Source organism: Parafilimonas sp., assembly GCF_051953455.1.
Lineage (GTDB): Bacteria > Bacteroidota > Bacteroidia > Chitinophagales > Chitinophagaceae > Parafilimonas.
Window position 1 is genome coordinate 13,572 of sequence record NZ_JBQCIT010000017.1, and the last position, 23,505, is coordinate 37,076.

A 23,505-nucleotide genomic window follows, 5' to 3' on the forward strand; every position below is an offset into this window, starting at 1 on the left:
GCTATTGGCATTACCACCCCGGATTTTGTTTTAGACTTTTATTCAGTACCAACTCATTTGATGGTATCGGTAAAAGATAATCTCTATCCGGGTTAAACTGCCAGCCATTAAGTGCCGGTGTATTTTTCAGCGGGAATATGTACCCTTCATCTGAAACCGGAATACCTGATAATGGCGGGTCAAAAGGCTGGCCAACAAACTGCTGGTATTTTGCTCCATACAACGGCCTTTTAATTAACTGGGTTGCAGCCCAGCGCATCAAATCATCAAAACGATAACCTTCTACTGCCAGTTCAATCCTGCGTTCTCTTCTTACTTCATTTAACAGCGGTGTTATATCTTTAAATTCCCAGTTCGGATCAGTAAACCCTACTGCCACCGTTAACGGAGGCATACCTACCCTGTTGCGTAAAATGTTAATGGTTCTATCCAAAACATCCTGGCTTCCTTCCCCAAGTTCTACTTTGGCTTCCGCATAATTTAAAAGTACTTCTGCATACCTGAATATAATACTGGCAGTAGCGCTACCGGTTCCGTCTGCATCTTCGGGCGCAATGCCTTTAAAAATTTCAAATCCTGTGGTACACCTGCCATCACCGGGAAGATTAATATCCGGCAGGATAAATTTACCGGTCGTATCCCCGCTGATAATAATTCTTGGATACCCGGGTAGTAATATAGTTTGCGCAAGCCTCGGGTCCCTATTAATTACCTGTTCGTTAATTGTTGCATCACCTTTATACAGGTTACTTACCGTTATGGGTTTACCATCCGTACACAAATAATAATCTACCAATTGTTTTGATAAACCGGTATTTCCGCCACCATACGCCATCATATTCTGGCCGAAATGTGTTAAGCCCAGCGATTTATCAAATTTCTTCCATAAAATCATTTCAGTGTTGCCGGAAAGATCTTGTTGATTAAACAGGCGCCAGTAACCGAATTCAGGGTCGCCGGTTAAAGGCGTAATGCTATAATAGCCTGCATTCATAACGGCCAGTGCCGCGTCAGCCGCTTTTCTAAAATACTTGTTATAGTCAGCGTTGTCCACGCCAAAAGCTGTACCGTTATGATATTTCTCCCAGCTACCTTCATACAAAGCCACCCTTGACTGAAAAGTTAAGGCTACTCCCCTGTTTATTCTTAATGCTTTTGCCCTGCCGGGTTCTGCCAGTAAGTTGGCGGCAGAATCCAAATCCTTTAAAATAGAATCGGCAATAATATTCCGCTTCAGTCTTGGCGCCTGTAGTGCCTCGATATCGTCTGTAGATAATGGTTTATTATACCAGGGCAAATCGCCAAATTGTTTGAGCATGTTATAATAAAACCATGCTCTCCAAAAATACATTTCGCCAACATAGGTATTGGTTGATGCCGGTGGATCGGTAGTTTTTTGGTAATTGGCAAGAAAATAATTAACGGCTCTTATATTGCCCCAGTTCCATCCACCGCCGGAAGCCGGCACGGTGCCGGTACCCGATAACTGCGCATTATAGTTATAGTTTCCGTGCACCAGGTTATCAGATGCATTATCCAGCCAGAATATGCCGCACGTATACGCACCGGGAAACCAGCCGGGAAATGCCGGATAAAATTGGTTAGAATACAGCTCCATTTCAGATGCCGTAAAATCCAATTGCTCATCTGTAATTTGCGCAAGAGGTGGTTTATCCAATATTTTGCTGCAGGAAGCGAAAGCTATTATCCCTATGCACACATAACAAAAGATTGTACGTTTATTCATTGCAATAATTTTATAGTTTAAAAATTGATGTTGGCACCTATGGACCAGGTTTTTAATAATGGGTATATTTTACCTGTTCCCCAACCACCATTTACAACCTCGGGATCATAATTTTTATTGATGTGTGAAAAAGTAAGAATGTTTTCACCACTTATATAGAGATGCATCCTGCTTAATGCAGAGTGTTTAAATAATGCTGAAAAATTGTACCCTAGCTGCAGGTTCTTAACACGCAGGTATGCGCCGTTTTGCAGGTATCTTGTTTGTGTTTGATGGTTTTTTGCACCCTCTGATGAAGTATATGGTTTTGGCCAATAAGCATCGGTATTATCATCTGTCCAGTAATTAAGTGTTGTTTCATAAACGTTGTTCCCGAAATTTGGTGTAAAGCCCCAAAATAAATTACCCGAATTATTGCCTGCGTTGCCGCCAAGCCAGAGATCTCGCTTCGCAACACCCTGCAAGAAAATGCTTATGTCAAAACCTTTCCAACTTGCATCCAGGTTAATGCCATAACTATATCTTGGCGTATTGTTACCGATAATAGCAAGGTCGCCATGATTGCCAACCGTGTTATCGCCAACATTAATTTTACCGTCACCGTTCAAGTCTTTATATTCCACGTCGCCCTTCGTCCAGTTTCCAAATAAATAGGATTGATCAGGCATTTTAGCGATCTCATCATCCGTTTGAATAAGGCCGGCAGTTTCATAGCCCCATATGTCCCCGATTTTTGCGCCCGGATAATAACCCGATAAAAGATTATTAGGGTTATAATACTTATGAATGGTGGACATATAATCAGATAAAACGAATGAAACACCGTAACTAAATTCTTCACCTATTTTGTCTCTCCAGTTTAAGGTTAACTCAAACCCTTTGGTTTTCATATCCGCATTATTCTGGTAAGGAACGGCGGCGCCAAGTGTTGCTGGTAACACAGATGCGGGGCCTAGCATATTTAAGGTAGTGCGGGAATAAATATCAAAACTTAAACCCAGTCTTGATTGCAGAAAAGCGGCATCTATTCCAAAGTCAATGGTTTTAGAAGTTTCCCAGGTAAGGTCCGGGCTGATGAGCCCGGGGGCGTTTAAGAAATTAGGTCTTTGTCCATCTAAAACATAACCAAGATTGGTACCGATTGGAACAGTAGCCAGGTATTGATAATTGGGCACGTTTTGATTACCCAAAGAACCATAAGAAGCCCTTATTTTAAATTCATTGATGGTACTTTTTAGACTGTTCCAATATGATTCACGGGCAAGATTATATCCAACTGAAACCGACGGGAAAAAACCATAACGGCTGCCTTGTCTGAATCTTGAAGAACCATCATAACGGCCATTTATTTCAATTAAATATTTTTCATCATAATCATAATTAAACCTGCCGAAAGTGCCTACAGTAGCATATTGCGACAGCGCATCATAGGCATATTGCGTTCCCGTTGCTGTACTAATTGATGGCAAGTCATCTGTTATAAGATCAGAACGGCTGCCACTTACATCAAAGCTTTTAAAGGCTTCTATTTGTGAACCGGCCAGTATTTTAAAATGATGTTTGCTGATATTTTTCACATAGGATGAATACAGGTTAAGCGTATTATAGTTATTGGAAATACCACCTTCGCCTATGGAGTTTACAGATGGCCCGATATTATATTTTGTTCCATCCACATTCCAGGAGTAAACATAAGCGCTGTGATCCTGGTAATAAGTAGATTGATTGTTGAAAGAATAATCCACATTGATCTTCCAGTTTTTTATCGGCTCGGCTTCAATTGAACCGGTTAATGATAAATCATTCAGGTTGTTAATGCTTCTTCCGCCGCTTGTTAAAAACTCCACATTGGATGCAGTACTGAATTGCCCGTCGGGATTGCGTAAAGCCCAGTTTGGCCAACGGGTTGAAGCCATGTGTATCCAGTTGCCTAACTGGCTGGCATAAGGATAAGGTAAATCGGTGTTGTGTTTGGAAAACCTTGTTATTAAAGTCAAGCGTAACCATTTCGTGGGCTCTGTATGAATATTACCGGTTAAGTTGTAACGCTTAAACTTTTCATCTGCATATCTTAATTGCCCGCCCTGGTCATAATATCCCACGCCCATATAATACGTTGTATTACCAGAACCTCCGCTTACACTTATATCGTGTTTCTGATTAAAAGACCAGGGCTTAAAATACTCCCGAAACCAATCTACATTATCTGTGTTTAAAGGCGATGCATACGTATATTTATTGGGGTTGGCGGGGTCGGGGGTGCTAACCGGCCAGGTACCCGGTTTATTAATATTATCTTTTATTTTGGATATAATGTCATCTGAAAAAACAATACCCTGTCCGCTGTTTACAGAGGCATCGTTATATGCTTCGGCAAACTGCAGCGAGTTAGCCATTTTCGGCAAACGTGTATACCTACTTTGTGCCACCACAGAGTTGATGGAGACGTTGGCCTTCTCTCCTTTTTTACCACGTTTGGTGGTAACCAGAATCACGCCGTAGGGTGCACGGGCGCCGTATATAGCAGAAGATGCGGCATCTTTTAAAACCGATATATTTTCTATATCCTGGGTATTGATATCATTAATATTACTTACCGGAATACCATCCACAACGTATAGAGGACCTCCTCCCGACAGCGAGGTGTTTCCGCGTATATTAAATGAAGCGTTTGTCCCGGGCCCGCCGGGATCTCCCGTAGTTGTAACATTTAAATTTGCGACTTTACCCTGCAGCGCCTGCCCAATATTGGCAATGGGACGGTTCTGTAATTCCTTACCGCTGATTTGCACCACTGCGCCGGTGAGATTTACTTTCTTTTGAGTACCGAAACCAACTACTACTACATCACTTAGTGTCTGCGTTTTATCATCAGGAACCATAACAATGGTAATGTTTTTATCACGCCCGATGTTAAGCGTTTGCGTTTTATAACCTACATAAGAAACGATTAAGGAATCATGCGCGTCCGGCATCTCGATAGAAAACCGCCCGTTCGCATCCGCAATAACGGAAGTACCGCTGCTTTTTGATTTAACCACTGCCCCTGGCAGCGGCTCCCTGTTTTCATTCACAACTTTTCCACTTAACGGAAAAAAGTAAGCTGGAACATGATTTGGATTTTCTGCCGCAAGTACGCCTGAATTATTGCTCAAAATAACCAGTGTCAACAGTACAAATTTGGGAAAGCGATTAAGTAAAATATGCATACGTAGTCATTTATTTTAACAATGTACTTTTGAAATTTATTATCCATTTATGAATAGGAATTCAAAAAAACTTACTGGATAGTTTTTCAGTCTTTTAAGAAAATTTATTTAAAAGCCTTTTAGCCTTTCTGCAACTGGCGCCAATCTCTTCAAATTGCTTTCTGGCTTATCCAGATAGAAATAAGCAGTGGATGAATAATCATCTATTCTATAAAAATTCACCCACTCGTCTGCCGGAAATTTATCATCAAACAAATTTGGGTAGCCAGGCTTTTCCAGTAATTTAATTAAGCCATTTGCTGTCATTACACTTACCGGTTTGGCTTGCCCTCCTCTCTTTATAATATTTCTTATTAAATCTCTTCCAGCACCGCCCATTTGCTGAATGGTCACCCGGCAATCGTTATGGAAATAAACAGGGTCAGGAATATGATAGCGGTAAAAAGCATATTCTTTTTTAACCTTATCAACAACGGTTGCGCCCTGGTATAATTGGTTAAATGGCCCGAGGTTCCAGGCAGAGCCAATATAATCTTCAGTGCCTGAACCAGCCAGCGTGGGGAGTGCATCATCGCCATCTAAATACATCTTTACTTCACCTTCACCAAACCAGGTATCTCCATATACTGAATCTGCTTTTACACTTATATTAGAGCCCAAGAATCTCCCCTCTCCTTTTACTTCAGGCAAAATTTCAAAATCCTGTCCCAGCGTAGTACTATGTTTGTTATTCCAGTATGCATGGAAATAAGTAAGATTCTTCACCGGCGCTTTTAATGCTGTAAGGTCAACATCATAAAAAAGCAACTGGTTTTGTTCTGACTGGTTTACAAAAACAATTTTTGCATGCGTCTTAAAAGGCATTGGAATATAACAGTTGAATGATTTGCCTTCGGGATTGCTGAACAACGCACTTTGAAAGGCTGCCATCCGCCCGAGGCCAATGCCAAAAAAATCTCCCAAAGGCACAGATACTGCGGGCCTGGATGCATCATCCCAGTACATATCCAGATGAATAGCCCTTAATGCTTTTGGATTACGGTCTATGATGGTCATCCATATCCTGTTAATAATACCTGCACCCGTATAATTAACCAGCACAATGCTATCGCCGGCTTTTATCCATTGGCTGGCATTTCCCTTTGCGCCTTTATTCTCCATAGCACCTTTGCCCTTTTCTCCGGTTGGGTTTTCAAAACTTATCCATCGCGTATCAGCATCTTTTGATATTTCAAAAAGCTGTTGTGCACCTGAGTTTATTGCCAGAAAACACATTATTATTATCCAACTTAGATGCACTGATTTCTTTTTCATTCAATTCATTTTACAATTATGCTGCGCCTTTACCAGCCTGGATTTTGCACTAAATCCTGGTTTTTTTCAATTTCGCTTTGAGGAATAGGCCAGTAATAATGTTTGGTTTCAAAAACGCGTTTTTCAACCACCGTTCTTTTATAAAAATCATCGCTGCTCATTGTATAAGGTTCATTATCGCTTACCATACCGTTAATATTCAGCCCGTAAATATTTTTGCTGTCAATAGACTGGGCAGTCATCCAGCGGTGTGTATCAAAATAACGATGTGTTTCGAAAGCCAGTTCTATCCTTCTTTCATGGTGAATAGCTTCCCGCATATCATCTTTTGATAACCCGGGTGCTAAATCCGGCAAGCCGGCTCTTTCGCGTATCAGGTTTACATATTTGTACACATCTGCAACAGGGCCCTGTGCCTCATTCAACGCTTCTGCATAATTGAGGTATTGTTCGCCAAGGCGAAAGAATATCCAAACTCTTATAGGGTCAGCTTTTGGCGACATAACAAATGCAGGGTTTGTAAGTTTTTTCAACATATAACCGGTTTTGCTATAATTATCGCCCGTTGAAAAGGGTCTTCCGTCAAGCCCTAATTTCCAGAACTCTAAAGGTGTTGTTCTGTTTTGTGGAGGTGCCCACTTATATTTTTGACCCGTAAACATAATACTTGCATAAAAACGCGGTTCCCTGCCAACGTACATGTTGCGCGTGCCTGCAACATAATAATCGGTTTCAGTATTTGCCTGGCCTGTTTCGTTATAACCTGAAAGTGGGTTGATGATGGGCGTCATATCAGCATTGTATCCTACAATGGGTTGCGTGCCATTTGCCATTTGATAATCGTCTACAATATTTTGTGTAGGCGTTTGCAAAGGCCAGAAAGCACCCGGCATTCCTCTTGGTTCGCTATAGGCATCAATGTTCTGATAACCCGGGTCATCTCTTGTCCAAAAAACTTCATCATTGAAATTATTGTAGAATATTTCCTGGTAATTGAATTCTGGATTATTAGAAGGAGACCTGTATAATTTGTGCCCAACAGATTCTGCCTGGTCAATACAGGCTTTTGCAGCGGTGGCTGCGGTTTGCCATCTCGCATCATCATGTGCAGGAAAAAGTTGTTGACCATCTTTATCTGCCAGCGAAGTCCCGCCATTCCATAGAGGGCTGGCCATATATAAAAGTACCCTTGCTTTTAAGGCAAGTGCTGTTGTTTGGTCAGGTCGTCCATAATCATTAGCTGCAGTAATTCTCGGCTGTAGTAAAGCGATGGCAGAATCGCACTGGCTGGTAATGAAGTTAACGCAATCAACAATGGGTTGCCGTTTGTAAGCAAGAAAATCTGCATCCAAAACCACACTTTTATCTACAATCGGTACAGGACCATAAACCCTGATGAGCAGAAAATGATAAAAAGCCCTGAGAAAAATGGCTTCACCACGCCACCTGCTTATTTTGTCTGCAGGCGCTAAAGACGATGGCTGCAACTGTGCAATATTTTCAAGGAAAATATTTGCTTTTCTTATGGCGATATAGCTCTGACCCCATATATCATCCACATTAGAAGTAGGGTTCCAATTACCAATATTCATGTTATTGGTAAAGTTGGGTTCATAGCTCATTTCCATTTCATCCGAAGCACCGGTAAATGGATTATAAGGAGCGCTATTGGCCGGCGGGTTATCCACCATTTGCAATTCAGAAGGTAAGCCAGTATATATATTAGTCAAATACTGCTCTGCATACGTTGGATTAGTAAATACCTGCTCCTGCGTTAAATCTCCGTCCGGTGTTTTGTCAAGAAAATCTTTTTTGCAGGATGAAAAAACAAAAAGTGATGAGAAAATTATAATTGTTGTTGTATTTAGTTTCATGATTAAAAGTTTGTGATTAAAAACTAACATCTAATCCAAAATTGTAATTCCTGGTGATGGGATATGCGCCTGTACTGAAGTTAGATTCAGGGTCAACTATTTTTATTTTATCCCAGGTTGCCAGGTTTGTGCCCTGTATAAATATCCTTACGTTTTTCAGTGTTAATTTTTTGGCTACACTTACAGGCAGTGTATAACCAATTTCTGCATTCTTGATTCTCAGATAATCACCCCCTCTTTGCCAAACAGTAGAGCCCACGTAATTATTGGTACTTTGTGGCCTTACGGCTGGAAATTTTGCATTGCTGTTATCCGCTCCGCTCACCCAGCGTTGATCATACACTTCACTTAAAGCATTATAATTGCCGGCACCTGCAGAAAATATCCAAACCGTGTATGCCTGGTTGCCGGAAGACATAAAATAATCACGGTGTGCAGCACCGGTAAAAAATATCGATGCATCAAAACCTTTCCAGGCAAGCGTTGTCCCAAACCCAAACATCATCTGTGGCTCTGAACCATAGCTTCCGATAACAGTCATATCAGCATTATTTATCTGACCATCGCTATTAATGTCTTTGTACTTAATATCACCCGGTCTTATAACTGACTGCAACGAAGTTTGGCTGGGGCTTTTATCTATTTCTTCCTGGTCTTTAAAAAACCCAATTCCTACATAACCTAAATTGGCTCCAATTGGGTAGCCTCTCAGTTCCTGCCATGGATATAAGGCAGGCGGCGCATCGTTTTCTATAATGGTATTTTTGGCGTACGTAAATGTGCCGTTAAACGAATAATAAAATCCGCCTCGTGTTGTATTTCTGATTTGAAAACTTCCATCAAAACCTTTATTGGTTGTAATACCTACGTTAGCATAAGGCAGCGTGCCGCCAGGATAACCAGCGTACGCGGGTACTGAACCTCTTGCCAAAAGCTGGCCCTCCCTGCGTTCATGAAAAACATCAGCGGTAAGCGCAATCTTCCCCTGCAAAAATTCGATATCCAAACCCAGGTCTTTTTTATATGCTTCTTCCCATGTTAAGTTGGGATTGCCTATCCTGGCTTCACTTTTACCACCAGGATTTACATTTTGATTGATGCCAAAAGTGTAACCATCTGCCGTTTTATTATAGGTGGAGAGATATAAGAAACGGGCACCTCCAATCTGGTCATTTCCTACCAACCCGTAACTGCCTCTTATTTTAAGTGTGCTGATAATATTTTTATTCCAGAATTTCTCATTCGATACAACCCAGCCTGCACCAATAGAAGGGAAAAAACCGTAACGCTTTCCTTTGGGAAAATTTTCGGAACCGTTATAAGCGCCGTTTAATTCAAGCAGGTAACGGGCATCGTAGTTATAGGTTAACCGGCTTATCACTCCCTGCCTTCGCTGCGGCAGGTTGTCAACAGAACTGGTAGTATTTACGTTGGTGTATTCTCTCCTTTCAGCCGCAATTAATCCGCTAACATTATGTTTTCCGAAAGAACGCGCATAATTAACTGCGGTTTGAAAATAAACGGTTTTATAATTTTCATTCAGCAAATAAAAACCCAATGGTGTTTCAGTTGAAACAATAGTATACACATCGTTTCCATCAGCATCTTTTGTATAGCTGTATAAGTCTGGTGTTTTTTGCCGCACGTTTTGGGTGATATCTACTACATCATAAGCCGCTAAACCTGTTACTGAAAGTCCTTTGGTAATAGACGATAAATCCCATTTAGCTGATAAATTATTCATCAGCGTAGTATAATATTGTTTAGTATAACCGGTTTGGGTTATAACCGCGTATGGGTTCAGCTGGATGTTGCCAAAACCGCCTGTGTTTGAACCATCGGGATTAACGATGGGATAAGCATTGGGAGGCGTAAACATGAGCGCCTGGAAAATTTGCGGCGCAGACCGGCCGGGAAAATTCGTAGTAGATATAATGCCTGAAATACCTAAGGATAATGAGAATGATTTTGAAAGTTTAAAATCGGTGTTCGATCTGAAATTATATCGTTTTAGCGCTGCGTTTGTGGGATAAGCAACGTCCGGATCCTCATTATAAATACCCTGTTGCAGCGTATAACCTAAGTTCACATAATATTTTACCGTTTCGCTACCGCCTGAAATTCCGAGGTTGTTAATCGACTGTTTGGTGTGTTTTCTTAAAACAATGTCTTCCCAGTTTACATTGGGATATAAATAGGGATCGCTGCCATCTTCATATTTCTGCAGTTCCGCATCAGAATACTTAGGCGCTTCATTAATATTTATAAGTGATTCATTTACTAATTGCGCATATTCATATCCATTAATGTAATCGGGTATGCGCAAAGGTTTTACAACGGCCGCTTCTGACCTTAGCGTAATTACCGGTTTGCCTGTCGCACCTTTTTTTGTAGTTATCAAAACAACGCCGTTTGCACCCCTGTTACCATAAACGGCCGTGGCAGACGCATCTTTCAATACAGAAAAACTTTCAATGTCCTGTATATTCATGGTGGTCCAGTAATCCTGCAATTCGCGCTCTACTCCATCAATAATTATTAAAGGGGAATTACCGCCTGACTGCGAAACCTGGCCGCGGATAAATATCTTGGCAGCATCATAACCCGGCTCGCCGGAAGTTTGCCGTGTGATAACGCCGGCGAGCTTTCCACCAACGGCATTGGTAATAGATGGCGTTGAAAACTTTTGAATTTCTTTTACGGATACCGTTGCAACAGCACCCACCATCGTTGTTTTTTTCTGTGTGCCATACCCAACCACCACAACTTCATTCAGCTTTTGTCCTTCAATATTGGGTTGTAAATTAATTGCGGTTGTTTGATTATTGCCGGCAGTAATAGTTTTCGTTAAATAACCGATATAAGAAATGACAAGGGAATCCGTACGCTTAACTTCTAAAATAAACTTGCCCTCCAAATTCGTTTGTATTGTATTGTTTGTACCCTTAACACTTACCGTTGCAGCGACTATGGGATTATCATTTTCATCATGTACGATACCATGCAAAACAAAAGAGGGTATAGTGTCTTGAAAAGCATTTTTGTTACTCGAACCAAATCTTTCCAGGCCAGTTTTTCCTTCAGATACAAATGCACATAGAAGCAATATTGTTGTTAAACACAATAGTTTTCGAAAAAGTAAAAAACAGTAGCAGAATTTTTTTATAAGTTGATACATAAGCTGGTTTTAGTTAATACAATCATTAGAAAAGCAATCTTATACAAGCTGAGCTATAGTAAACTAAGTTTAATTGCGGCTAAGGCATGCCTATCCGGAAAGTATCCATTTTAGATTTTGCATGGCGTATTTTTAATGTTAAAACAAATTTGACTACGTAGTCAAAAAATTATATAATAAAAAAAATTATTGGCTTTTTTGTTTTACTGATTTGCGTATCACTATATGGCCCTTCATCATTATTATTTGCGGCTGTTTATTCTTTTCATTTATTTCCTCCAACAATAATTTAACTGTACTGTCTATCATTTCTTCAATCGGTTGCTCCCAGGTAGTTAACGCGTATGATGGCCATGCACTCATACGAATATTATCAAAACCAACCACAGAAACATCTTCGGGTATTTTTAAACCTATAACCCTTAGGGCATCCATTACACCCAATGCAATAATATCGTTACCACAAAAAATACAGTCTATGTTTTTATTTCGAACCATTAATTCCTGGGCAGAACTAAAACCGCTCTCATATGTATAATTACCCGGTTCTATTATTAAATCCTTTATATTTCTTTCGGCAAGCACTTCTTTAAAGCCATTCAGCCTGTCAATTGTAGTTGATGTATCGGATGGGCCTGATATAAATGCAAAAGATTTATGGCCCATTTCTACCAGATAAGCGGCTATTTGTTTAGCGGCAAGGTAGTTATCACAAAATACAGCGCTCGTTCCCGGCTTTTGTGTGTAGCGGTTAAAAAGTATTACCACTATACCATATCGCTTTAGCTTTTGTGAAGCAGATGAGGATAATAGTGCATCAGTGATGATAACACCTTCAACATTATACTCTAATAATTTTGAAATTTCTTTTTCCTGTATTTCTTCGTTTTCCGAATTAATAAATATAATATGATACCCTAGTGCAGACAACCTGTTATGGAAAATCTCCAGCACCGCCGAATAAAAGGGATTGCGTATGTTACGCATAATGATTCCTATCATCATGCTCTTCTTGGTGATGAGACTTCTGGCATGCGCATTAGGACTGTATTCTAATTTTGCGGCCGCATCCAGAATTTTTTTCTTCTTTTTCTCGGAAACGTTTATCGTACCCGCAAAAACGCGGGACACAGTTGACTGTGAAACACCCGCCAACTTTGCAACATCTTCAGAAGTATAATTTTTTTTCACTTTTTACGAGCAACATAATTTATGAATACGTAATCATAAATCAAATGTAAACGTTAATCTTTGAATTATCCAAATGTTTTTTTCTTTTTTTTAGGCCAATGCCGGCAACCGCAGGTTATGTTTAACATCGCCTTCATTGTCCGCACATCATATCTATTTAATGCTTAGTTATCAGCTGCCGTTTTTTCTTTGTGAGACTTTAGTTGTTTGGGTTTAGAATATGCGGTTGACTTTATGTATCCAAGTTTCCCACGTGTAAACAATAATAATATAATAGCAAGAAATAGAAATGATAACGCTAAAAGTTGCTCAAATGAAATAAAGTCTTTAGTTACTGCATTAGAAAGAAAGTCATTTAATATAAAAGGACTGCAATTGAATATACCATGCATAATTATAGCGATAGCAATGTTGCCTTTAGAAATATTATAAATGAATGTCATTGTGAATGAAAGACTGATAACTAATAAAGCATAAATGTACATTGGACTTGATGTCCACGCAGGTAAAAGGAACAATGGTAAATGCCAACAAAACCACACAGTGCCTAAAATAAGTGAAGCCAAAAATGGATTAAATTTTTGTAATAATCTTGGTAATGCAAATCCTCGCCAACCTGGTTCTTCACCTAAGGGTCCTGCTGCTAAAAAGATGCTGTGAATAATAGCGAATGGGTATGAAAGAAACGCTTTCCAATTCCAAAAACTCAAAGGCGGCCTTGTCATAATTGCACTTGGTATAAGTATAAAAGCAGATGCAATCAAAGCAAACCCAATGAGCAGTCCCAACAGTAAGTGTTTCCAGGAAAATTGAAGATGAAAAAATTTTAAATTATGGTGTGCCAGCCATTGAAGCAATAAAACTGCAAACAATGGTGCATAACTTCCAATAACTGTGTATGCCATAGAAATTTTTACAGGAATAAGACCTAATCCTGTTTGTGAAAGAATTAAAGGCAACCAACTTATCCAGGCAAATAGATAGGCTAAAAAAAAGAATGAAAAAAGTGGGCGATGTTTCGCAATATTTTTTACAGTCATTAAAAGGTTGTTTAAAATTCTGACTAATGTAACATGTAGTTTAAGTTTGTGATGGATTTAACCCCTGGTCATTGCCAGTGATTTCAAATTTATTGATTTGCTTCTTGATCTTTTTAATTAACCCCATTTTTTTTTGATCGGGGAATAATTATGGTGTTGTATGCTGCGCATTAATGGAAACGATATGCAGCATTTTGCTTTTCGGATTTCAATACACACTTACATATTTATTATGACGGCCATCGTAACCATTACAATTGCATTGGCAACAGTAAGTTTTCAATCCATTAAAGCAACCATAACAAACCCGGTAAAAAGCCTGAGGGCCGAATAAGAAACTTAAGTTAATAGCAGGCAGGCATGACCTTCTATTGATTGCATACAAAACACTGGCTTCACTCAAACTTTTAATGATCTTATACTTATCCTTTACCACTTCCCGGAGCCGTAATCGTAACAAAAAAATAAACTCATTGGCATGAATACTGGTGGTTTAATAAAGAAATAAATCTGTTTATAATTATTAGTAATTTATGTATCTCATGAAAATTAGTAAAACAGCACAAGGTTGCATTTAAATTCATTAACATTCGTTAACCTTAAAACAACGTTTGTTAACTATTGCTATTGTCATCCTCAAATAGTTTTGACGTCAAATACGGCTGTCGGTCAACTTATAAAAAAAATTGCATTTATAATGTATAAGATTCACATTGAAAAACTCATTCATCCATGAAGAATGTTTTAATAATCGAAGCTGAAGTGGAGTATGTAAAAAAACTGGAAAATATTTTCGAACATGTAGCAGATGGCGTAAATGTGCTCGCTGTTTTGAGTTCGGCAGAACATATCACGCAATGGCTTTCCGGTAATACATTGCCTGGTCATAAACAATCTTCCAGGCATATAAATTGCCCGTACAAAACCGTTGTTCTTGTGTCACAAAAAAATAAAATAATCCCCTTGCCCGTAAAGGATATTGCCTGCTTTTATTTCAATAATAACATACTCGGTATTACCATGCTTTCCAATCAGAAATATTATATGTCCGCCGCGCTCGATGACATGGAAAAGATGTTGGACCCATACTTTTTTTTCAGGGCAAACAGGCAATTCCTTATAAACAAAGTATCTGTTGTAAACGCAGAAAGATTCTTTGCCAGAAAACTGGCCGTTACACTCACTGTGGATATTCCTGCAACAATAATTATAAGCAAAGCAAGGTCATCCGCATTTTTAAAATGGCTTGAAGGCATTTGAGTGCATATCACGCTTTTTAAATCCTTTAACCTTCATTAACCTTAAAGCAAGGTTCGTTAACCCTTGTTACAAACGAGGCAGAATAGTTTTGATTTCAAATGCTTCACATGCGTGCTTTTATCCTTTCAATTATCATTCTTTTGCCTACTTCCGCAATGGCACAATCTTCTATTATTCATGGACGCGTATATGACAGTATAGCCAAACAACCTTTGGCTTATACAACCCTTAATCTTCTGCATACAGATTCCACGCTTGTAACTTTTTCACGTGCGGATGAACAAGGCTATTTCAGTTTTACGGGAATAAGACAAGGCAGTTATCTCATTTCCACTTCCTACGTGGGTTATGTGCCGTTGTGGCAAGAAATTATAATCGATGATACGCTGATTAATATTAATCTGTATATGCAGGAACTGTTGCATGCAGATACAGTTGTAGTGCACACGAAACGACCGCCCGTTGTAATTAATAAAGACACGATTGAATTCAATACAGAAAATTTTAAAACCATGCCCAATGCAGTAGTGGAAGATATGCTGAAGCGCATGCCCGGCGTAACTGTTGAAGATGATGGCAGCATTACCGTAAATGGTGAAAAAATAAAACGGCTATTGGTAAACGGGAAAGAGTTTTTTACTGGCGATGTTAAAGCTGCAACTAAAAATCTGCCCGCAGATGCAGTTGATAAAGTACAGGTATATAATAGGCAAAGTGACCAATCTCAATTTACAGGAATTGATGATGGTAATAGTGAGAAAACAATCAACTTAAAACTCAAAAAAGACAAAGACCATGCGCTATTCGGAAAGCTTATGGCTGGTGCAGGCAATAAGGAACATTATGATGCGCAGGCAAATATTAATAAGCTGAATGGCGATGAACAACTTTCCCTTTTGGGCATGAGCAATGATATAAACAAACAGGGTTTTGAAATAACAGACGTGCTCAACTTCACGGGAGAGCTCTCAAAAGGTGTGCGAAATGGCCGGGGTATGGTAATAAAAACTAGCAAAGGGCAGGATAATGATGGCTTGCCGGTAACAGGTTTAGGCCAGAAACAACAAGGCGTTGCCACTACTACTGCGGGAGGGATTAATTATAACAATTTATGGAATGAAGGCAAAACGGACTGGAGCTCGAATTATATGGGCAGCAATATCAGGCTTATAACCAGTAAAGAGGTAGAAGCCCAAAGTGTAACACCATCAAACCTGTTTACAAATTATCAAACAGAAGAAGTAGTAACGGGCAACACGCAACACCGGGTCAATTTATCTGTTGATCAAAAATTCGACAGCTCGTCTTCTTTAAAAATTACACCCGTGGTTACTTTTCAGCAGACAAATAAACAAACAAATGCAGCTTATTCAGCGCTTGATAATAGTGGCAGTAAATTAAACGAAGGGTTTAGCAATACCAATACCGGTGCTGATGCTTTTAATATAAGCAACACCCTGCTTTTTCGTAAGCAGTTGAATAAGCCCGGCAGAACCTTTTCAGTAAACGCAGTCATCACTTATAACAACAGTAGTTTGCATGGAGATATCGTATCAGAAAATAAGTTATACAAACCGGATGGCATTGCAACTGATTCTTTGGTAAACCAGCAATATGATAAAGACGCCAATACTATTAATATAGGTTCAAACATAACCTATACAGAGCCTGTTGGCAAAAGATCACTATTTGAATTCAGCGGTTATTTCAACACGAATATGGGCAACAGCCGTAAGCAAACCCATGATTTTAATAATAGTTCGGATAAATATGATGCATTCAATTCTGCGCTCAGCAATGATTTTAAAAATAATTACACCTATACAGGAGGCGGAGTAAATTTTAGAACAAACCCTGGCAAATTAAATATAACGGCGGGCACACAGCTCCAGTCGGCAAACCTTAAAACAATAGACAATACGCATCAGCAAACTACACAAAGGAATTTCACAGATCTGCTGCCCTCAGTTATTCTTCAATATAATATTAGTAATATTAAGAACCTGAGATTTGAATACAGCACATCCACTATCCAACCCTCTACAACGCAGTTGCAACCCGTAGCAGATGTTAGCGACCCGCTGCACATTATAACAGGCAATCCCAACCTTAAACGTGAATACCAGCAGCAAATAAGCATTCATTTTTTTGCGGGCAATCCTCTTATGAGAAAAAGCCTTCTGGGGTTGCTCAATTTCTCAACGGTTAACAATGCTATTGTAAATGCAGATAATATCATGGAAAATGCTACAAGCACCAGAACATATACAAATGCCAATGGCGTTTATTCACTGGCTGGCCATTTTGTTTATGGGTTTCCGGTAAAGAAATCAGCGTCAAGAATTGAAACAGGTGCATTTATAAAATTTAACAACGATATTTCATTCATTAATGCACAACGAAATGTGATCAGGGATTTTTCGGTTGGCCCAAACATAAGTTACCATTTTGATAAAGATGATATTATTAATATTGATGTATCTGCAAAAGCTACAATCAATTCAACAAAGTATTCGGCGCAGCGGGCTGCTAATGCAATGTATTACCAGCAGGTGTATGGAATAAATATCATTAATTACTTACCTGGAAATATTCATCTTCAAAACGATTTTAATTACAACATTTATACAGGGAGAAGCGATGGTTTTAATACCGGCATTGCTTTATGGAATGTTACTATAGGCAAAAGTTTTTTAAAGAACAACAGGGGTGAATTAAAATTCAGCGTGCAGGACCTGCTCAATAATAATACAGGCATCAACCGTTACACTAACAATGGATTTATTACGGATGAAAGATACAATGCATTAAAACGTTACTTCCTCATCAGCTTCACTTTTAGCCTGAATAAATCCGGTTTAAAGAATAATGGCCCGAGAGCAGTTATAAGAAATTTTAATAATTAACATCAATAAATATGAAACAAACCATTTTGTTTATATGCTTGTGCACCATGCATAGTTTTGTTCAGGCCCAAACAAAACAAGGCACGATTATCCTTGAATGTAAATTAGATAATTGGCGCCACATGAAAGATGATAATCAGATGAAGGCGATGGTACCGCAATTTCAAACATCACAGAAAGAACTTATTTTTAAAGAGAATATATCGCTTTATAAAAATATAGAGAAAGCGCAAAGGCCTGATCCTTTTGATGATAACGGGAACAGGATAATGATAAGAATTGGCGGCCCCGGAGAAAATAATATTTTGTATAAAGACTATGCACGCCAAAAGATTACAGAACAAACTGATCTTGCCGGTAAAACATACCTGATCAGCGATAGTATAAAAATTTTATCATGGAAGCTTGGCGAAGAAACAAAAAATATAATTGGGCATACCTGCAAAAAAGCATCTGCAAAAAGCCCGCTTGGCAATGATGTAACTGCATGGTATGCGGAAGATATTGCTGCCCCCGTTGGCCCCGAAAATTATGGCGGACTGCCCGGCGCTATTCTCCTGCTTGATGTAAATAATGGTGATATTGTTTTTACAGCAACCGTTTTTAACGATGATATCGGTGAACTGAAAGAACCTGCAAAGGGGAAGCGCATTACACGGGCAGATTTTGAAAAAAAGATGGATGAAATATTTGGGCCTGCTTCACCTGATGGCAGGCGTATGATGCGGCGGAACAATTAATTTCACATCATGAAAAAGCAGGCGACAGGTAAAAAGTTAGGAACCCTGTTAATGACATGTTCTATCATATTGGTAGTTGCATTTCAGATGTACTGGATAATGCGTTTGTATAAGGAGGAAAATAATAACCTTGCTTCCCGTACAGATGTATTATTTAAAGAAACATTGTATCGCCTGCAATTGCAGCGTTTTCGCACTGATACCACATTCTTCCCAAGAAATATTGGTGATAATTTATTTTTAATGGATGTAATCGACAGTACGAGGCGGGCATTGGCCGATTCTGTTGATTTTGTGGGTGTGAGTACAAGACGCAAAGATGGCCCCATTGTATCAATAAGAGGATCTGTTAAAGGTGAAGCGGGTGTACAGAATGTACAGTTTATTAATATAGATGATGATTCCAGCTTACCTGCCCCTCTACCTGGTAAACCTGTACATGTCATTCGTCATTTAGCCGGTAACCGGGCTTTGAACGATTCGCTGCCGGTTTATCAGATTGATTCAGCTTATAAAGCCACACTTTTAAAGAATAATATTAAACTTCCTTTTACCGTTCTGTCTTTTAAAAATGATACGATAAAAAGCACCGATAGCAGCCGGCTGCAAACAAGCCTAAGCTATGTTGGCTTAAGGCAGAACCGTGCTTATAAAGCCGTATTTGAAAACCCATTTAGTTATATCATCAATAACATAAAATGGCAAATCTGTTTTTCTTTTCTGCTTGTTTTAATTACAGTTGCTTCATTTATTTTTTTATATAGAAACCTGGAAAACCAACGAAAGCTTTCAACAATGAAAGATGACTTTGTAAGCAACATAACACATGAATTAAAAACACCTATAGCCACCGTAACTGTAGCTGTGGAAGCACTAAAAAATTTTAATGCAATAGCCGATGCCGCCCGCACGCAGGAATACCTGGAAATTTCGTCAGCAGAATTGCAACGGCTTTCCATGCTGGTTGATAAAGTGCTGCGTTTATCTATGCTTGAAAATAAAGAAATAAAACTTAATAAAGTGTGGTTTAATATGTATGAACTAACCGCAGAAATAATTGCTGCCATGAAGTTGCAATTTGAAAAAGCACATGCTGAAGTAATATTGCACAAAAAAGGTGAACATTTCAAGATTTATGCAGATAAGGTACATATTAGCGGCTTAGTTTATAATCTGCTGGATAATGCTTTGAAATATAGTAAAGATGCGCCGCACATAACTGTACAGCTTGTATCATTCGAAACGTTTGTAGAATTAAGTGTAAACGATAAGGGTATTGGAATTTCAAACGAATACAAAACAAAAATATTTGATAAGTTTTTCCGCGTGCCTTCAAATGCACATCATGAAGCGAAAGGCTATGGACTTGGATTAAGCTATGTTAACCACATTGTAAAATTGCACGAGGGGATTATTGAAGTTGAATCAGTACAAGACCAGGGTAGTACATTCACCGTTAAACTTCCTTATGAAACGCCTGTTAATACTGCATTGGAAAAGAAAAACCATGAGCAATAATGACGATAAAATTATTATATGCAGAAGATGAAGCAAGTCTTGGCAAGATTGTAAGCGACACACTTGAAAGCCGCGGCTTTATTGTTTACATGGAAGAAGACGGCAATAAAGTTTTGGAACGCTTTACTGCAGTAAAGCCTGATGTGTGTGTGCTGGATGTAATGCTGCCCCATCGCAATGGCTTTGAGCTGGCAGAAGATATACGCAGGCTCGACAATGATATTCCTATAATTTTTTTGACCGCAAAAACGCAAACGGAGGATGTGCTAAACGGTTTCAGGATGGGTGGTAATGATTATATACGAAAGCCTTTTAGCATTGAAGAACTTATTGCCCGCTTGTACAATGTTTTGCGCATAAAGAAAGAGCTGCCCGATCAAAAAGAGCCCATAACATTGCCTATTGGAAAATACCGCTTTAATACGGTTCAGCAAATGCTTCGCTTTGAAGGCGAGGAAAGAAAACTGTCTTATAGGGAAAATGAGCTACTTAAATATTTGTGGAAACATCGTAATTCAATTATAAACCGGAGCGATCTTTTAAATACTATTTGGGGTAACGATTCTTTTTTTAACAGCCGCAATTTAGATGTGTATATCACAAGGTTGAGAAATTATTTAAAAGCAGATAAAAACCTGGAGATACTAACTATTAAAGGAATTGGGTACCGCTTTATTATTGACTGAATAGCTGGTTGGGTATACATAGTTTTTAACAAGGCCATCTTCATGTGCAGCAATTTTTGTTGAGCCTTTTTTGCGGTACCGGTGGTGTAAGTGTTGCCAACCGTTTTTGTGCCGCTGCCAGTGAACAGGTGAGGTAGTATCGTCTTTTGAAGGGCTAAATTATAAAGAACATAAAAATCCGATAAATTAGGCAGGGCTACTGATACTTACCATACTTCGCACTGTTGAACCAGAAACCTTTGAGGGACAGACCAATTACAAACTGCGTATAGCTTTCCCGTATCTGGTTGTTGCTTACTGATCCTTTCTTACCAAATTCAAAACCTAAATTGTAGCTCAACCCGCCGCTGGATCTGCGATAGCCGAAACCGTTCGTTACCCTGTTGCCAAACCCAATTGAATAGGAATAATCAGTTAAAGGGTTATTGTTAACGTGTATATAGCTTTGCTCATAAGAAAAGCCTGCCTGTAGATAATATTTTTCAACAGTTTGTAACCCTGCTTTTCCTTTAAAGCTGTATTCAAGACCGGTAGAAAAGCGAAATGCCTTATCAATGTAAGAACCGGGATAATCCACTTTCTGATATTTCCAGTTGTAAGATGTATAATCGGCGCTAACGGTAAGATTATCATTAAACACCAGGGCATATCCAACACCAATCTGCACAGGCAATGTAATGTGCTTTGCAGCATTTACTTCTGTTGTAATGGTTGAATCGCTGGTAATATATTCTGTTGACCACTGGCCTGTAAGCTTAGCAACATTGGAAATAACAAACCCTAATTGCTGCCTTATATGTTTGCCTAATTTGCCCACGTATTGCAGGCCGCCCGTAAACATTAATGCGTGCAAAGCATCGTATTCATTCCTGGTAACATCGAGGCCAATGCCGGAGCTTGTATAAGTAGTATTTGTTTGAAGTGTTCCAAACAAAACCGATGTGGTTACCCCAACAGAAAAATTTTTGTTTAACCCAAACCCGTTAGACAGGAAAACCTGGTTAAGACCGCCATTGCCATCAACTGATTTATTTAATACACTCGTATTGTCAGCAAGCTTTGCGGAATCGTTGAGCAGATAATTTACGGTGCTGTACGGTCTTAAGCCGAATGCAAAGGCCCATCTTTTTTCCGGCTTATATGCTAAAGATATTCTGCGTATAGCATAATCTTTGGAAGGGGATGTAACAGTATCCCTGCCAGGCACTAAAAAGTTACTGACCCTGCCGCGCATGATAAAATCAAAGTTCATCACCTTTGGGTCGAGCGCCGTTAATGATGCCGGGTTGCTGAAATTAAATGCAGCGCCATTGCGCAAAGCAATAGAGGTGCTGCCCATTCCAAAATAACGCCCAAAGTCTTTTGTTTCTATATCGCCCACGCCAAATATGGAATAAGGCGATGTAACGTTTTGCGCCAAAGCCGCCGTACTGCTGATTATTACAATCATGCTTAACAGCAGCTTTGTAAACCGTATGTATATTTTTTCACAAACCAAGTACATTAAGTTTTAATTTGAAACTTCCGTTATTCAGAGCCTGTAAAATGAGGCGTTGTTCATTTGAATTTGAAGCGTTATCTGTAGGCTGCATATAAAGATAATAAGTAGAAGATGTGCCTGTTGCTAAAACGGTACTTACAAACCCGGTTATATCGTAAGTGTATTTCGTGCTCTCACCATAGAGATAATCTGTGTACAGATTACCTGTTTGAAGTGTGCTTGTACCTGAATAATACAGATAGCCCGATGTTTCATCATATTCATTCAGTATACTTAAATTTATTGTATCGGGCAGGCTGTAAAAAGACTGTAATCCATAACTGCCTTTTAATGGATATATCTCCAGCGTTGCGCTCACAATATTTACATAATTACTTATTTCTTTTAGTGCATACAAAGACGGAAAATTAAACTTAGGGTACAATCCATGATTTGCCTCCATATATACATAGCCGCCGGTTTTACTGCTTTCCAATGTTTGTGTTTTTTTAGCTGTAAAAACAGAAAGATTGGTACCTGAATGATCTGTTGTAAAACCATTAAACTGATGTGCTGTATTCAATGGCAGTTTTATAGCATAATTTACCGGCAGCGGCGCATTTTTATGATAGTATAACAAAACAAGGCTGGAATCTCCGGTTGGCTTCATGTAGTAAACCGTGTTGTTGCTTGAAGCGCCTGTTAAGCAGAAACCTTTTATATACTTCAAGAAAACATCGTTATCGGTAATGGTATCTGAATTGCGCTGGATCTTATTATATAAATCCTTACCTAAATCATCTGACAATTTTATGCGTATAGTACTTTGCCTTCCCGGAGATACCGTTGCCGTAAAACTTCCTAACGGTTCTGTTGTATAATCACGGCTGTTAACATTATAGCCGAATGTATTATTGTCTGAAATAAGTTGTGTAAGCTGGTTTACGTTTAATGTAAACGGGACTGTGGTATCGCCATAAAAGCCGCCTGAAAATTGCGTAATCAAAACAAGCGAATCGAAGTAACAGCTTGTACAGCCATTAAGCACTTGGACGCTGTCATAGGGAATAGTGAAATCAAAATATGCGGTTGCCTGCAGTTTGCCAACTGTACTGTCGTAATGATTGCCCGCAATGAAATATCCGCTGTTAACTGTGCTAAAAGAATCAACCTGTGTTGTGAAAGCATTTACGCTGATGGTATCTATTGCAACAATGTTGGGATCGTCTGTTAAAGCACTTCCGCCAAAATCAACTTCCTGTTTTTCGCAGGAGAAAAAGCCTGTTGCCAAAAGGGCGAACATCAAAATATACCTGTATGTATGATTGATACAATTCATTTTATACATCAGTAATGTAGCAT

The 23,505-nt window shown here is 39.1% G+C and carries 14 protein-coding genes; 5 read left to right on the top strand and 9 right to left on the bottom strand.

Going from position 1 to position 23,505, the window contains the following annotated elements; all coding sequences use genetic code 11:
* Positions 1–10 precede the first annotated feature (10 nt).
* The 7 genes from ACTHN6_RS07145 to ACTHN6_RS07175 all read right to left on the bottom strand — a co-directional run bounded on the left by ACTHN6_RS07145 (position 11) and on the right by ACTHN6_RS07175 (position 13,553).
* The gene (locus tag ACTHN6_RS07145; protein ID WP_440435052.1) at positions 11–1,747 is read right to left on the bottom strand and encodes a RagB/SusD family nutrient uptake outer membrane protein; all 1,737 of its coding nucleotides are present in this window, start codon (positions 1,745–1,747) and stop codon (positions 11–13) included.
* Positions 1,748–1,764: 17 nt separating this feature from the next.
* Positions 1,765–4,956 (bottom strand): SusC/RagA family TonB-linked outer membrane protein, encoded by a 3,192-nt coding sequence (locus ACTHN6_RS07150; RefSeq protein WP_440435053.1) that lies wholly within the window; start codon positions 4,954–4,956, stop codon positions 1,765–1,767.
* A gap of 108 nt (positions 4,957–5,064) precedes the next feature.
* Positions 5,065–6,270, bottom strand: a complete 1,206-nt coding sequence (locus tag ACTHN6_RS07155; protein WP_440435054.1) for a glycoside hydrolase family 172 protein — start codon at positions 6,268–6,270, stop codon at positions 5,065–5,067.
* 29 nt (positions 6,271–6,299) lie between these two features.
* Complete coding sequence (locus ACTHN6_RS07160) at positions 6,300–8,144, bottom strand: RagB/SusD family nutrient uptake outer membrane protein (protein ID WP_440435055.1); 1,845 nt, start codon at positions 8,142–8,144, stop codon at positions 6,300–6,302.
* A gap of 16 nt (positions 8,145–8,160) precedes the next feature.
* Positions 8,161–11,250 (bottom strand): SusC/RagA family TonB-linked outer membrane protein, encoded by a 3,090-nt coding sequence (locus ACTHN6_RS07165; RefSeq protein WP_440435056.1) that lies wholly within the window; start codon positions 11,248–11,250, stop codon positions 8,161–8,163.
* A gap of 258 nt (positions 11,251–11,508) precedes the next feature.
* Positions 11,509–12,513 (bottom strand): LacI family DNA-binding transcriptional regulator, encoded by a 1,005-nt coding sequence (locus ACTHN6_RS07170; protein WP_440435057.1) that lies wholly within the window; start codon positions 12,511–12,513, stop codon positions 11,509–11,511.
* Between the two features lie 164 nt (positions 12,514–12,677).
* The gene (locus tag ACTHN6_RS07175; protein WP_440435058.1) at positions 12,678–13,553 is read right to left on the bottom strand and encodes a CPBP family intramembrane glutamic endopeptidase; all 876 of its coding nucleotides are present in this window, start codon (positions 13,551–13,553) and stop codon (positions 12,678–12,680) included.
* Positions 13,554–14,285: 732 nt separating this feature from the next.
* Here ACTHN6_RS07175 and ACTHN6_RS07180 point away from each other — a divergent pair.
* The 5 genes from ACTHN6_RS07180 to ACTHN6_RS07200 all read left to right on the top strand — a co-directional run bounded on the left by ACTHN6_RS07180 (position 14,286) and on the right by ACTHN6_RS07200 (position 20,663).
* Positions 14,286–14,813 (top strand): LytR/AlgR family response regulator transcription factor, encoded by a 528-nt coding sequence (locus ACTHN6_RS07180; RefSeq protein WP_440435059.1) that lies wholly within the window; start codon positions 14,286–14,288, stop codon positions 14,811–14,813.
* Between the two features lie 107 nt (positions 14,814–14,920).
* On the top strand, positions 14,921–17,719 hold the full coding sequence (locus ACTHN6_RS07185; RefSeq protein ID WP_440435060.1) for an outer membrane beta-barrel protein: 2,799 nt from the start codon (positions 14,921–14,923) through the stop codon (positions 17,717–17,719).
* An 11-nt stretch (positions 17,720–17,730) separates the two neighbouring features.
* Entirely contained in the window at positions 17,731–18,459 is a 729-nt protein-coding gene (locus tag ACTHN6_RS07190; RefSeq protein ID WP_440435061.1) for a GLPGLI family protein, read from the top strand.
* A gap of 9 nt (positions 18,460–18,468) precedes the next feature.
* A complete protein-coding gene (locus ACTHN6_RS07195) occupies positions 18,469–19,977 on the top strand; it encodes a sensor histidine kinase (RefSeq protein WP_440435062.1) in 1,509 nt (502 codons plus the stop codon).
* Positions 19,977–20,663: a response regulator transcription factor gene (locus tag ACTHN6_RS07200; RefSeq protein WP_440435063.1), complete on the top strand. Its 687-nt coding sequence runs from the start codon at positions 19,977–19,979 to the stop codon at positions 20,661–20,663. Before ACTHN6_RS07195 ends, ACTHN6_RS07200 begins: the two co-directional genes overlap by 1 nt.
* A gap of 196 nt (positions 20,664–20,859) precedes the next feature.
* Here the strand turns inward: ACTHN6_RS07200 and ACTHN6_RS07205 are convergent, their stop codons facing one another.
* A complete protein-coding gene (locus tag ACTHN6_RS07205; protein ID WP_440435064.1) occupies positions 20,860–22,113 on the bottom strand; it encodes a hypothetical protein in 1,254 nt (417 codons plus the stop codon).
* 37 nt (positions 22,114–22,150) lie between these two features.
* On the bottom strand, positions 22,151–23,491 hold the full coding sequence (locus ACTHN6_RS07210) for a hypothetical protein (protein ID WP_440435065.1): 1,341 nt from the start codon (positions 23,489–23,491) through the stop codon (positions 22,151–22,153).
* Positions 23,492–23,505 lie beyond the last annotated feature (14 nt).

Excerpts from the sequence above, each read along its gene's own strand:
- ACTHN6_RS07145 (WP_440435052.1), bottom strand. The coding sequence starts at position 1,747 with ATGAATAAACGTACAATCTTTTGTTATGTGTGCATAGGGATAATAGCT.
- ACTHN6_RS07150 (WP_440435053.1), bottom strand. The coding sequence starts at position 4,956 with ATGCATATTTTACTTAATCGCTTTCCCAAATTTGTACTGTTGACACTG.
- ACTHN6_RS07155 (WP_440435054.1), bottom strand. The coding sequence starts at position 6,270 with ATGAAAAAGAAATCAGTGCATCTAAGTTGGATAATAATAATGTGTTTT.
- ACTHN6_RS07160 (WP_440435055.1), bottom strand. The coding sequence starts at position 8,144 with ATGAAACTAAATACAACAACAATTATAATTTTCTCATCACTTTTTGTT.
- ACTHN6_RS07175 (WP_440435058.1), bottom strand. The coding sequence starts at position 13,553 with ATGACTGTAAAAAATATTGCGAAACATCGCCCACTTTTTTCATTCTTT.
- ACTHN6_RS07180 (WP_440435059.1), top strand. The coding sequence starts at position 14,286 with ATGAAGAATGTTTTAATAATCGAAGCTGAAGTGGAGTATGTAAAAAAA.
- ACTHN6_RS07185 (WP_440435060.1), top strand. The coding sequence starts at position 14,921 with ATGCGTGCTTTTATCCTTTCAATTATCATTCTTTTGCCTACTTCCGCA.
- ACTHN6_RS07190 (WP_440435061.1), top strand. The coding sequence starts at position 17,731 with ATGAAACAAACCATTTTGTTTATATGCTTGTGCACCATGCATAGTTTT.
- ACTHN6_RS07195 (WP_440435062.1), top strand. The coding sequence starts at position 18,469 with ATGAAAAAGCAGGCGACAGGTAAAAAGTTAGGAACCCTGTTAATGACA.
- ACTHN6_RS07200 (WP_440435063.1), top strand. The coding sequence starts at position 19,977 with ATGACGATAAAATTATTATATGCAGAAGATGAAGCAAGTCTTGGCAAG.
- ACTHN6_RS07205 (WP_440435064.1), bottom strand. The coding sequence starts at position 22,113 with ATGATTGTAATAATCAGCAGTACGGCGGCTTTGGCGCAAAACGTTACA.
- ACTHN6_RS07210 (WP_440435065.1), bottom strand. The coding sequence starts at position 23,491 with ATGTATAAAATGAATTGTATCAATCATACATACAGGTATATTTTGATG.